This is a genomic window from Pisciglobus halotolerans (assembly GCF_900113675.1).
GTDB classification, from domain to species: Bacteria; Bacillota; Bacilli; order Lactobacillales; family Carnobacteriaceae; genus Pisciglobus; species Pisciglobus halotolerans.
This window is the reverse complement of record NZ_FOQE01000015.1, coordinates 35,212-48,132: the sequence shown is the minus strand read 5'-3', so window position 1 is coordinate 48,132 and position 12,921 is coordinate 35,212. Positions and strand designations below refer to the sequence as shown.

Sequence of the window (12,921 nt, the reverse complement as noted above, 5' to 3'; positions counted from 1 at the left end):
GTACAAATAAATTATATCTCAAATGAGAGACATAATGATTTAAAAAGTTAACAAATACGTATATTTATTAACTAACTATATTATACGAGGATGCGCTTTCGTCTATTAAGGAAGGAGCCGTTTTTATCTGAAGTGTTGAGGATGAAAAAAAGCCTTATCTCATTAAAGATAAGGCCTTTTAAAGGATTGGATGATCAAATTTTGAGCAAGAAAAAAGCTTAAGCATCAGAGCTGACAGCTTGATTCAAGTCATTGATGTCCGTTGTTAATTTTTCTGTTTGTTCTTGAATGCGACGTAATCTTGGTTCAGCTTCATAAGTAAACGCCTGTGCTGTTTCGTTCATCTCTTTTGTAAAAGTAGTAGCAAAAGATTGGCTTTCATTTGATAGTTGCGTTATAGCACCTTTTAGATCATTGACTTTATTCGACACATCTTCTACGAGTATAGTCGTTTCATCAATATAGTCTTTAAAAGCTTCTCTATTCTGCTTTCCTGAGCGAGGCGTCTTCAGCAAGCCAATCGTTCCGCCAACAAGGCTGCCTACGAAAAGGCCTTTTAGAAATGTTAATTTCATTTTGATTCCTCCAGTTCATTTTTTATAGATAATGCAATTTGATCTAACTCTTCTGGTGAATGCTTCTCAGAATTATCACCAAACTGAATTGAAAAAGTATCTTCTTCACTATAACGCGGCAAAAGATGGATGTGGCTATGAAAAACGGATTGATAAGCTAATGGTCCGTTATTCATCATGACATTCATTCCTTTGATATCAGGATTTGAATCTTTGATGGCTTTAGCAATTTTAGGGATGCGAGAGAACACAGCTTGCGCTAAAGCTTCATCGTATTCAAAAATATCTTGGATATGTTTTTTAGGAACAACCAAGGTATGCCCTGGTGTTACTTGGGTGAGATCTAAAAAGGCGACAACAACATCATCTTCGTACACCTTTCGACTAGGAATCTCATGGTTAACAATTTTGCAAAAAATACAATCAGACATAGTTTTTCCTTCCTTCATGAAACGTATTGGATATAACCCAAAAAAAAGGTTCCTTTTGTTATGTTTAATGTATCATAAAAGGGTTTTAATGTGAAATAAGAAAGACGACAGCAAGCTATCCCATTATGATGAAAGGTGTTATAGGGCTGCGTGTCTATTTTTCTTTACATCTTTCTTAAGAGCAAAATTAATATTTGCACGTTGGTACTGTTTTGTTTTTTATCTATTGTGTTTTTCCTCCTCTATTTTTTCTCTAATAAACGATAGAAATATGCATAGGGAATAATAACAGGAAGCTTTTGATAAATGTACATTGCTTTTTTATTAGCTGGTAACAATGAAGCGATCTTTTCTCCTTGTCCTCTTTTCTATGTGTTACAATAAGAAAAATAAAGCAAAGTAAAGGGGTAATAGGATGAGTTTACATATTGCGAATGTGACAGGCGGTTACCAGCAGATTCCTGTATTAAAAGACGTCTCATTTAGCATTGAAGATGGAGAAATGGTCGGATTGATCGGTTTGAACGGCGCTGGAAAAAGCACCACTCTCAAGCATATTATTGGCTTGTTGCAACCTTTTAAAGGAAAAATCGATATTGACGGTTTAACGCTATCTAGTGATTTGATCCAATACCGAAAAAAGTTTGCTTTTATTCCTGAAACACCGGTATTGTACGAGGAACTGACGTTAAGAGAGCATATTGAAATCACTGCCATGGCTTATGCGATCCCAAAAGAAAAAGCTTTTGAAAGAGCAGAATCACTATTAAAAACATTTCGTTTAAATCAAAAACTGGATTGGTTTCCTGCAGACTTTTCCAAAGGGATGAAGCAGAAAGTAATGATCGTGTGTGCTTTTTTAGTGGAACCTAGCTTATACATTATTGATGAACCTTTTCTTGGTTTAGATCCGCTTGCGATTCATGCTTTACTGACATTAATGGAAGAAAAGAAAAAAGCAGGTGCCTCGATCATCATGTCAACGCATATTCTAGCAACAGCTGAACAATATTGTGATCGCTTTGTCGTTTTGCATGAAGGGCAAGTAAAGGCTGTAGGGACTCTAGAAGAGCTGAGAAAGGTATTCGAGATGCCGGATGCGTCTTTGGATGAAATTTATCTGCAATTGACAAAAGAGGAAGGTGCAAGATGAATTTGACTGATCTGTGGCATAAGAGAACGAAGCAGCATCAGAAGAAAATGATGAAATACTTAAAGTACGTGCTGAATGATCATTTTGTTATCATCTGCATTTTTCTGATTGGTGCTGTAGGGTATGCTTATGCAGAATATTTAAAAGTGATTCCAGAAGAAAATGTTATTTTTGCAAAGTGGTTGGCGGTCTTTCTTTTAACAGCTAGTGTGTTTGTAGGTAAGTTGGCTACATTGACCGTGCCGGCTGATGCGATTTTTCTTCTTCAAAAAGAAAACGAGTTGGATGATTATCTAGCCAAAGCAAAATCACATAGCTTACTGTTGCCAGGATTTTTCTTAGGTGTTGCTTCAGCGATCGTAATGCCGTTGCTGGTTGCGATTGGGGTCGCGTCTTTTAAAGAATGGTTCTTTTTCTTTGGCTATTTGCTTCTTTTAAAAGTGATGATGTTAGATATTCAACATGTATTACTGAAAACCAAAGATCATCGAAAGAAGAAGGCGTGGCGAGGAGCGCTGATGGCTGCTGTTTTTCTGACAAATCTATTAGGTGTTTTTCTTCATCCTTTAATAGGGATTGCAGCAGCTGTACTGCTTTTACTATTTGAACAAGCGAAAGCTAAAAAGAAAAGACAACAGACCTTTTACCAGTGGAACTACCTTATCACAGAAGAAACAAGTCGGATGAAACATTTGCTGCAGTTCTTTAACTTATTTACAGATATTCCTTCTGTAAAAAGTTCTGTGAAACGCAGAAAATACCTTGATGGCTTTGTTAAATGGATCAAAATAGAAAATAAACAAACCTTTTTGTATTTATATGCGCGTGCTTTTATTAGAGGAACAGAATACAGTGGCTTGTTCATCCGTTTGTCCTTGATCGGTGTGATCATGCTTTTCCTGACTTCAGGTATTCTACAAGTGGTGATAGCCATATTATTTTTATACTTGACTGGTTTTCAATTGATTCCGCTTTATTATCACTATGATCATCAACTGTTAACAGCTTTATATCCAATCACTCATAAAAACAAAGAACAAGCGATTCAACACATCCTTTTTTTGCTATTAATGGTTCAGTTGTTAGTATTTTCAGTTAGTTCATTGATTGTGTCTGGATTAGCAGAAGGAAGCTTGCTCTTTGTGATCAGTCTCCTTTTTGCTGTTTTTTTCTGCTACTTTTATGTACCAAAAAGAGTGAAGGCGAAGTAAAGAAAGTAAATGAAGCAGATCACCTAAAAATAGATGCATCATCCTCCAAAGCATGGTAGGATAGAGAAAAATGAACAGAATAAAGAGAGAAGGAACAAGGATGAAAGTCATTTGGAATGACAAGATCGTTGATCGTAATGAAGTCAAGATAGATATGGAAGATAGAGGGTATCAGTTCGCAGACGGTATTTATGATGTTGTTCGTGCTTATAATGGAAAGTTTTTTACATTAGATGAACATGTCGATCGCTTTTTTAGAGGAGCTTGTCAAACTGACTTAGAACTTCCTTTTTCAAAAGAGGAATTGAAAGAAAGATTAACAACTTTGATCAAAATCAATCAAATCGATACAGGAAATGTTTATTTCCAAATCACGAGAGGAATTGCTTCTCCAAGAAATCATACTTATCCAGATCCTGAGGTGGTTGCTCCAGTGTTTACAGCTTCAGCGACAGTTGTTCCTCGAGACCAGGAAAAAATGAATAGAGGAATAACTGCTAGCATTATTCCAGATACACGGTGGCTTCATTGTGACATCAAGTCGATCAGTTTATTGGGAAACATCATGGCTAAACATGAAGCACACAAAAATGGAGCTGATGAAGCTGTTTTACACCGTGATGGTGCCGTTACAGAATGTTCTTCCTCTAATATGTGGATGGTCAAAGATGGCACGATTTATACCCATCCAGATGGCAATTTGATTTTACCAGGTGTAACGAAAATCGTTTTATTAAGAGCTGCTGAAAAAGCTGGAATCCCAGTAAAAGAAGAAACTTTTACCGTAGAACAGCTAAAGAATGCAGATGAAGCTTTTTCATCTAGTACAACGATCGAAGCGATGCCGATTATTGAAATAGATGGCTGCCCAGTGGGAAGCGGTAAAAAAGGCCCTATCGTTGAAAAACTTCAACAATATTATTTAAATGAAGTAGAAGAACAATGCGGAAGCCTCAGACAGAATGTGTAAGGCATTTGCTTGTGATGTATGAGAAACTAAACCTAAAATATCAAAAGTGAAAGGGAGCAAAGGTCTAAAGGCCGGCTCCTTTTTCGCTGGTAAATGAGAAGGACAAAAAAAGAACACATATGCGCTTGACGAGAAAGAAAATAGAAACTAAAATAGATATCGAGAATAGGAGAGGTGTCAGAATTGATATCTGTCTTTTTTTAGTCTAAAGGTAACAGCTTGATTACTGAATAGGGAATGATAATATATGGATTTGCAAATCGATTCTGGATGGAAGCTGCATCCAATAGGTGGTGACACCGGACAAGCTTATATGGGAACGAAAGAGGAAGAAAAAGTTTTTCTGAAACGAAATTCGTCTCCTTTTTTAGCTGCGCTTTCTGTTGAAGGCATCACGCCAAAATTAGTATGGACAAAACGAATCGGAAATGGCGATGTCTTGACTGCTCAAGAGTGGCTTAATGGACGAACTTTGCATAGCGATGAAATGTCTTCTCAAGAAGTTGCCGGACTGCTGAGTAGAATCCATCATTCGCAAACACTGAAAAGAATGTTGACAAGAGTGGGTGGAAAAACCATCAATCCAGTTGACTTAGTCGATAGCTACTTAGATGGTCTTTCTTTAGATCTGAGAAATCATCCTTTTCTGCAAGAGGTCGTGTATCAATTGGAAAATACTCTTCCTTCACTTGAAACAGAAAAAATGACCGTTTGTCACGGAGATATCGATCGTAAAAATTGGCTTTTGTCAGATGAAGACCGCTTATATCTTGTAGATTGGGAGTCCGCTATGCTGTGTGACCCAGCAATGGATCTCGGGATGTTATTGTGTCAATATGTAAAAAAAGAAAACTGGCAGAATTGGCTTGAAGGCTATGGAGAAGAATTGTCGAAAGATCTGATTCACCGAATGGTTTGGTATGCTGCAATGAACGATTTATTACAAATCAAGAAATATCATAAAGAAACAAAATTTCATAAAATGAATCAAGCCATTATTCGTTTACAACAGTTGATTTTGCAACAAAACTAAACAATAAAGGGTTCTACAATATTTAACGTTGGTCTGCAAAAAAATCAGTTTTTTAATGCTAAACTCGTTAGAATCCTATTTCTAGAAATTTCAGGAGGCGCATAGGGCTACTGATAGTCATGAAAAAAGATGCAATGTGAATCACTTAGTGTTAGGCTTTAGCCGTTACACTAAGTTTGAAGCTTGCAAGCATTGAGACGCGATTTTCGGCTCAATGTGTTCTCATGGCTTTCCATCAGTAGCCCATCGACCGTAGGAAATTTCTTTACCAACGTTAAAAGAGGAAGAACCCAATAAAGACAAAAGAGACCGGAATAAATTTCCAGTCTCTCTTCTTCTGTAAAAAAGAATACGATCTTATAAGAATCTGCTGAACCATGCAGCAACTGATGTGATTCTTTTACAGAGTGGATCGCACAAAAAGTATGTGACATCATCATTAGACTGAGATAGGAGAAACCTTATGCGTTTAAGAAATAAGCCGGAAGCACCACAAAAAATTGCTTCTTATCCTCAATATATCCCCGATCAACCTGAAGAATGGAAAGGCAGATGGAGTGAAAGATTTGAAAATAAACAACCGCTCCATATCGAAATCGGAATGGGAAAAGGACAATTTGTCTACCAAATGGCTAAACAGCATCCTGAAATCAATTACATTGGAATCGAACTTCAAACAAGTGTAATCGTAAGTGCGCTAGATAAACAGGTGGAGGATCCTCAACCTAATCTCCAACTGCTTCATGTAAATGGGGGAGAACTAACGCAATATTTTGCAGAAAATGAAGTAGATCGGGTTTATTTGAACTTTTCAGATCCATGGCCAAAAACACGTCACGAAAAGAGACGTTTGACGTACCAAACATTTCTCGCAGTCTACGAAAATATATTGATACCAAATGGCGAAATTCATTTCAAAACAGATAACCAAGGCCTGTTTGAATATTCGTTGGTTAGTTTTTCAAAATATGGCATGTTGTTGAAACAAGTGTGGTTAGACTTGCACCAGAGTGATTACGAAGGCAATATAATGACAGAATATGAAGAAAAATTTTCTTCGAGAGGGAATCGCATTTATCGTGTTGAAGCACAGTTTAATGCAAAAAAATAAGTATAAGAAAGCGGCTGAGAGAAAATTATTTTCTCTCAGCCGCTTTTTTGTTTTCTATCGATTAGAATCAGCAAAAGTTGAGGATATGACCTTTTAGCTGTTCTTCGTAGTGAAGTGGGAACGTGCTATTTCAAAAGTAATTTCAATTGTTCTGCTAGAGCAATTGAAACCTGAAAGTTAGTGATAAATGCTTAAAACTTGCTTATTAAAAAAGAAAACTGATGAAAAGAAGAAACCTTTTCATCAGAGACGGTAAATGTCTAACACACTCCCAGTATAGGCATCTGCAATAAATTCGTATTGGATCAGCTGATCTTCTTCCATACGCGAAATGCCACCGTAATAGGCTTTCGTTTTTAATGCAAACTTATTTAAAGGAACTTTTGTTAATTCGATCCATGAACCTTCGATTGGACCTTCTTCCAAAAAGGCCTTTTTGACGCGTTCAAGAATTTTGTCTCCGTTCATTGGTTTGTGTTTTTGCATATAACGGCTTAATCCAAAACCAGCTGCAACTCCTGTTCCCACTAATACACCGCCTGCGAATATCAGCCAAGGACATAATTCTTTTTTTCTAATCATTTAAAAAACCTCCTGACTTTAGATTGCATGATACTAATTTCAGTATAGCTTATTTTGATAAAAAAAGAAATTTAGATAGTCTTATTTAAAAACATAGTGAAAATCAGTTATAATGAAAGAGGAGAAGTATTTTTCATAAGGAAGGAGAAACACAAATGCTGAAGATTCAGTAGTTTGTGTATACAAAAAATGGAAAAAGACACTTTTGATTTGATAAAAAAAATGACTGAGCTACAAGGTACAAGCGGGTTTGAACACCGTGTCCGAGAAGAGATGCGCAAGCAAATCACTCCTTACGTCGATGAAGTTCGACAAGATGGGCTCGGAGGAATATTTGGGATTAAAAAAAGCAATATTGAACAGGCGCCAAGAGTGATGGTTGCAGCGCATATGGATGAAGTTGGTTTTATGATTGCGAATATAACGGAACAAGGTTTATTCAGAGTGGTTCCGCTCGGTGGCTGGAATCCTTATGTCGTTTCTGCACAACGCTTTACATTACAAACTGCAAAAGGCGATTATCCGTGTGTGTCTTCTTCTGTTCCGCCTCATTTGCTAAGAGGAAAAGATGGAAATAGCGGCAAGCTTGAAATTGCGGATGTTCTATTTGATGCTGGTTTTGAATCAAAAGAAGAAGCAATGTCTTTTGGTGTGAGACCGGGAGATGCGATCGTGCCAGATGTCGAAACAGTCAAAATGGCGAATGGCAAAAGAATTTTGTCTAAAGCTTGGGACAATCGCTATGGAACAACCGTTGTGATCGAAATGCTGAAAGAATTGGCAAATGAATCTTTACCAAACACGTTGATCGCTGGTGCGAATGTACAAGAAGAAGTTGGCTTAAGAGGAACAAAAGGTGCGGTACATCAATTCAAACCAGATTTGTTTTTTGCAGTTGACTGTTCTGCAGCTGACGACTTGACGGGCGATAAATCATCCTTTGGTCATTTAGGAGAAGGGTTCTTACTAAGAATTCAAGACCCAGGCATGATCACGTTGAAAGGAATGAGAGAATTTCTTTTAGACACAGCAGAGACCAATGATATTCCTTATCAATATTTTGTTTCAAAAGGCGGAACAGATGCAGGAGCGGCTCAAGTGATCAATAATGGAGTACCAAGCGCAGTAATCGGTGTTTGTGCGCGCTATATCCACACTCATCAAACTGTTTTTCATATTGATGATTATGCAGCAGCTAAAGAAATGTTGAAACAGGTAGTACAAACGCTAGACCGCAGTACATTGGAAACTATATTGAAAAATAACTAGTGGAGGAAAAAGAATGGAAAAACTGACTTCAGTTGAAGCATACCAAACACTGATGACCCAAGGAAAAGTGCTTTTCTTTTTCACAGCAGACTGGTGTCCCGACTGTCGATTTATCCAGCCTGTGATGCCAGAAATCACGGCTTCTCATACTGATATCCGTTTCATAGAAGTGGATAGAGATGAGTTTATTGATTTATGCGAAGAGCTTTCTATTTTTGGTATTCCAAGTTTTGTCGCTTATAACGACGGCAAAGAAATAGGACGCTTTGTCAATAAAGATCGAAAAACAAAGGAAGAGATCGAAGCATTTATCGCAACTTTATAAAAAATATTTCTATGGAGGAGATTTAGATGCAAAACGACAAACAGGAATACAAACGCATTCTGTCAGCGGTAGATGGCAGTGAATCAGCCGAATACGCTTTGATGAAAGCGATCGAAATCGCTTTGCGCAATCACAGCGAACTGATCATTACTCATGCCATCGATACACATGTCTATACTATGGGAGAACCTGCTTTGTATTTTGATGACATTGATTTTGATACATCTGAAATAGAAAAAAAGCTTGCAGAATATAAACATAGAGCTGCATCAGCGGGTGTAGAAAAAGTAACGATAGATCTAACAAAAGGCAATCCTAAAACTGTACTTTCAAAAGAACTGCCAAGAAAGTATCATGCAGACTTGATCGTAGTAGGACAAACTGGTCTCAATGCGATCGAACGTTGGATGGTAGGAAGTGTGAGCGAGCAAATTATTCGTGCAGCACCTTGTGACGTGTTGATTGTTAGAAATGAAGAGGAGAATGAAGAATAAATGTTAATCAGTAGTTACAATAGAGAAGGCATCGGTGATACATTGATCGTGATGCTGAATAATAGTGAACAAACGCAATTAAAAACAGAAAGACGACAAAATATTGCGCGTGTCTTTGACGAGACTTCAGGCGAAACAAAGGGATATAATTTCTTTTCTGTTTCAGATTTATTCTCGATCAATGAAAAAGGGCCTGTTACATTAACGGAACAACAAGTAGCCGTCATGAATAAAGCTTTAGAAGAGGCTGGGTTTTCAGACCTTTTAACAGCGGATTTGTCACCCAAATTTGTGGTTGGGCATGTTAAAGAATGTGTCCCTCATCCAGATTCAGATCATTTATCGATCACCCAAACAGAGATTGATGGAGGTAAAGTTCTTCAAATCGTCTGTGGTGCTCCAAATATTGCGCAAGGACAAAAAGTGGTTGTAGCAAAAGTTGGAGCCATCATGCCAAGCGGAATGGTCATTTGGGATGGCGAGCTAAGAGGAGAACCAAGCCATGGAATGATCTGCTCTGCCAGAGAACTGAATCTTGAACAAGAACCTGCAAAAAAAGGGATCTTAGTACTGCCAGAAGCAACACCAACAGGAGAAGCATTTCAAGTTGATTTTTAAAGTAGAGGTTGAAAGTAAACAAACGATAAGCAAAATCATAGGATCTAAAAATGCATCTTAAAAAAGGCAACACTTATGCAGAAGTGAAACCGATGCTTTTTTAAACAGAGCGTTTTTCATAGAACTTGAAGCATGATAGAAAGAGGCTGGTTCGGATAACAGCCTCTTTATTTTGGGTATAAACCCTTATTTTTTTGTGGTAAACTATACACCGTACTTATGGAGAAAGGAGTACCTGAGATGGCTAAATATAATGGGCCTATTTATCAAAAGAGGCGCGAATTGAAGCAGAGCGAACAGCTGTATTCACCTAACCGAAAAAAAAGACATTCTGCAGCAGAGCAGAAACAAACTCAGATTCCTTTTTTTCAGCAGCATGACCAACACCCTTATAAGAAAACAATAGTCCCGCAGCGAACTTCTGAACATAGCAATAGGAAACAAATCAATCTTTTTCATGAAGAGAGAAGTTCTACCCCCTTTAAAGTGCATGAAGTTCCTCCTTCTTACTTTGGAAAACATCATCGCAAAGTTTTAAAGAAAAAAGATGATATTGACTTTTCGAAATTGAAAGAAAGCTTAACGAAACGTGAAGATGACTTTCTTCTACTCGATTGTTATTTGTCTTCGCTTGGTGAGTCGCTTTACATCGTAACGAATGAAGAAATAGATGAAAACATAGTTGAAATAGAGGAAGAGACCGAGGAAGAAGCACAGCAAGAAATCAAAGAAGCCGCACTTGTAGAAGTAGATGAAGAAACACAAGAAGCAATAGATAATGAAACAGATGCAGATCTTCAGCAAGAAGTAACTGAAGGCGCAGAGGCAGAAAAACATCGATTGCTTGTACAAGAAGGGAGTCTGCCTGTCGTGGCAGCTACAGACGAGCAACACAAACAAGAAAATGGTGTTGCGCGATCAGAAGAACATATCTTGCCTGAAGAAGACCTCAAAGAGACAACTTCTTTCAAAACCGTCTTTTCAGGAAAATTAGATCCAGAGCCGTTGGTTAAACCCAAACGAAAAAGTTTGTCGCGTTCATTAGCTGGAATGATTGCGGAAGAATTTAGTTTAAGAGAGAGCAGAGGCGGGAAAATCGGCCGTTATTTTGATGAGTTTCCAGCTGGTTTACCGTCCGTAGCTACACCTACTAGTTCTTCAGAAATCAATGACATCTTGTCTGAAATCCAGTCAACTGAACAAAAAGAGACGCGATCTTTACAGTCAAGATCTTCTATAGAGTGGATAAAAGAACGGCGACAAAAAGCTGTTGGAGAAGCAAGCAAAACAGCAGAAGACGATGAAAATACTAACAATGAGGGATCTGTCCAAGAACAAACTGTTAAAGATGAAACAATTGATGGCATCAAAAAACATCACAAAGTCATGGAAGAACAAGAAAGTATTCAAGAGATTCTCTCTTCATTAGAAGAATCGGATAGAATAGAAGAATTGGATAGAACGAAAGAACAAGCAGACGAAGAGACACTATTAACATCAACAGAAAGCGAGAAAAGGTATACTTTTCCATCTGTTTCGCTGTTAAAAGAGCCTGTAGCGTTTGAGACATCTGCGATCGATGATTGGGTATTGGAACAAGCAGAACGGTTAAATGAAACACTGGATGCTTTTAATGTAGATGCACAAGTCGTCAGTTGGACGATCGGACCAGCAGTTACTCAATTTGAACTACAGTTAGCACGCGGTGTCAAAGTAAATAAAATCACAAATTTGTCTGATGATTTGAAGCTTTCTCTAGCAGCTAAAGATATCAGGATCGAAGCACCGATCCCAGGTAAAAACACTGTTGGAGTAGAGATTCCTAATGAATATTCACGTCCGGTCATGTTGGCAGAGGTCATGAAAAGCGAAGCCTTTGTTCAAAGTCCTTCTCCGCTGACGATTGCGATCGGCATCAATCTTTCAGGTGAATCTATTGTAACGACTTTAAATAAAATGCCGCATGGACTGATCGCCGGAGCTACTGGCTCAGGAAAGAGTGTCTTTATCAACTCCCTTTTGGTCAGTCTATTATACAAAGCAAAACCAAGTGAAGTAAAATTGATTTTGATCGATCCAAAAGCTGTGGAGCTTGCACCTTATAACGGTATTCCGCATTTGTTGTCGCCGGTAATTTCAGAACCAAAGGCTGCCAATGAGGCTTTAAAATGGGCCGTTAATGAAATGGAAGAACGTTATCAAAAATTGGCTGCAGCTGGTGCCCGAAACATAGAACAATTTAACCAAAAAGCCGAAAAAGCTGGGGATTACGGACTTAAAATTCCTTATATCGTTATCGTGATCGATGAATTGGCTGATTTGATGATGGTTGCAAGTAATGAAGTGCAAGATTCAATAGCACGAATCACTCAAAAAGCGCGTGCTGCTGGGATTCATTTGATTGTTGCGACACAAAGACCAAGCGTGGATGTAATCACAGGAACGATCAAAAACAATATCCCATCGCGTATTGCATTTATGGTTTCTAGTCAAGTCGATTCCCGTACGATTCTTGATGCAAGCGGAGCTGAAAAATTGTTAGGAAAAGGAGATATGCTGTTTTTAGGAAACGGTACGAATCGTCCTGTTCGCCTTCAAGGGACATTTGTCGATGAAGAAATCGACAGCGTAGTGGACTTTGTCAAAGAACAACGAAAACCAGTTTATGCCTTTCAACCGGAATCTTTGATGAAGAAAGCTGAAACCATTGAAGAGAGAGATGAATTATTTGAAGAAGTGCTGCCTTATATCGTTGAGGCTGGTCATGTATCTGCTTCTTCTTTACAGCGCAAGTTTAAAATTGGCTTTAACCGTGCTTCCAATTTAATTGAAGCATTAGAACAGGAAAACATCATTTCAGAAAATAAAGGATCAAAACCAAGAGAAGTCTACTTAACCCAACAAGAGTATGAAGATAAGTTTATTTGATCCATGCGACCTGAAAATAATAAAGAGAAAGAAGCAGAGGGAATAGATCTGTTTCTTTTTCTTTTTTCTTTGTAGTTGTATTCGCTGTCAATTTCAAACATTTTACAATCTCATGCAATTTGACTATTTTAAGTACCGTAACTTTGAAAATCATGATATACTGGACTCGTTCTGAGCAAAAACAGCGATCATGCAATTGTAAAATAGTAAATACATTTTTT

At 37.8% G+C, this 12,921-nt stretch carries 13 protein-coding genes; 10 read left to right on the top strand and 3 right to left on the bottom strand.

Translation table 11 applies throughout. The annotated features are described in order from the left end of the window. Positions 1–218 precede the first annotated feature (218 nt). Together BM057_RS06560 and BM057_RS06555 are read right to left on the bottom strand one after the other, a co-directional pair. Positions 219–575 carry a YtxH domain-containing protein gene (locus BM057_RS06560; RefSeq protein WP_047392640.1) on the bottom strand — a complete coding sequence of 119 codons (357 nt, stop codon included), beginning with the start codon at positions 573–575 and terminating at the stop codon, positions 219–221. Then, entirely contained in the window at positions 572–1,006 is a 435-nt protein-coding gene (locus BM057_RS06555) for an HIT family protein (protein WP_047392639.1), read from the bottom strand. The genes BM057_RS06560 and BM057_RS06555 overlap by 4 nt, the downstream gene beginning before the upstream one ends. Positions 1,007–1,421: 415 nt before the next feature. On the opposite strand from BM057_RS06555, the gene BM057_RS06550 reads away from it, so the two are divergent. From BM057_RS06550 to trmB, 5 genes are all read left to right on the top strand, one after another. Further along, entirely contained in the window at positions 1,422–2,159 is a 738-nt protein-coding gene (locus tag BM057_RS06550; protein WP_047392638.1) for an ABC transporter ATP-binding protein, read from the top strand. After that, the gene (locus BM057_RS06545) at positions 2,156–3,370 is read left to right on the top strand and encodes an ABC transporter permease (protein WP_092092332.1); all 1,215 of its coding nucleotides are present in this window, start codon (positions 2,156–2,158) and stop codon (positions 3,368–3,370) included. Before BM057_RS06550 ends, BM057_RS06545 begins: the two co-directional genes overlap by 4 nt. A 100-nt stretch (positions 3,371–3,470) precedes the next feature. Continuing rightward, positions 3,471–4,340, top strand: coding sequence for a D-amino-acid transaminase (dat, locus tag BM057_RS06540; RefSeq protein WP_047392636.1), 870 nt, complete (start codon positions 3,471–3,473; stop codon positions 4,338–4,340). Between the two features lie 247 nt (positions 4,341–4,587). Continuing rightward, positions 4,588–5,373, top strand: coding sequence for a phosphotransferase family protein (locus BM057_RS06535; RefSeq protein ID WP_047392634.1), 786 nt, complete (start codon positions 4,588–4,590; stop codon positions 5,371–5,373). Between the two features lie 463 nt (positions 5,374–5,836). Beyond that, positions 5,837–6,484, top strand: coding sequence for a tRNA (guanosine(46)-N7)-methyltransferase TrmB (gene trmB / locus BM057_RS06530; RefSeq protein ID WP_092092330.1), 648 nt, complete (start codon positions 5,837–5,839; stop codon positions 6,482–6,484). Between the two features lie 243 nt (positions 6,485–6,727). Here the strand turns inward: trmB and BM057_RS06525 are convergent, their stop codons facing one another. After that, entirely contained in the window at positions 6,728–7,066 is a 339-nt protein-coding gene (locus BM057_RS06525) for a PepSY domain-containing protein (RefSeq protein WP_092092328.1), read from the bottom strand. A gap of 189 nt (positions 7,067–7,255) precedes the next feature. On the opposite strand from BM057_RS06525, the gene pepA reads away from it, so the two are divergent. From pepA to BM057_RS06500, 5 genes are all read left to right on the top strand, one after another. Then, positions 7,256–8,335, top strand: a complete 1,080-nt coding sequence (gene pepA, locus BM057_RS06520; RefSeq protein ID WP_092092338.1) for a glutamyl aminopeptidase — start codon at positions 7,256–7,258, stop codon at positions 8,333–8,335. Between the two features lie 13 nt (positions 8,336–8,348). Further along, positions 8,349–8,660, top strand: a complete 312-nt coding sequence (locus tag BM057_RS06515; RefSeq protein WP_092092326.1) for a thioredoxin family protein — start codon at positions 8,349–8,351, stop codon at positions 8,658–8,660. A gap of 26 nt (positions 8,661–8,686) precedes the next feature. Next, positions 8,687–9,154 carry a universal stress protein gene (locus tag BM057_RS06510; RefSeq protein ID WP_092092323.1) on the top strand — a complete coding sequence of 156 codons (468 nt, stop codon included), beginning with the start codon at positions 8,687–8,689 and terminating at the stop codon, positions 9,152–9,154. Next, positions 9,155–9,772 carry a YtpR family tRNA-binding protein gene (ytpR, locus tag BM057_RS06505; RefSeq protein ID WP_047392621.1) on the top strand — a complete coding sequence of 206 codons (618 nt, stop codon included), beginning with the start codon at positions 9,155–9,157 and terminating at the stop codon, positions 9,770–9,772. A gap of 240 nt (positions 9,773–10,012) precedes the next feature. Beyond that, complete coding sequence (locus tag BM057_RS06500) at positions 10,013–12,700, top strand: DNA translocase FtsK (RefSeq protein ID WP_092092321.1); 2,688 nt, start codon at positions 10,013–10,015, stop codon at positions 12,698–12,700. The last annotated feature ends 221 nt before the right edge of the window (positions 12,701–12,921 follow it).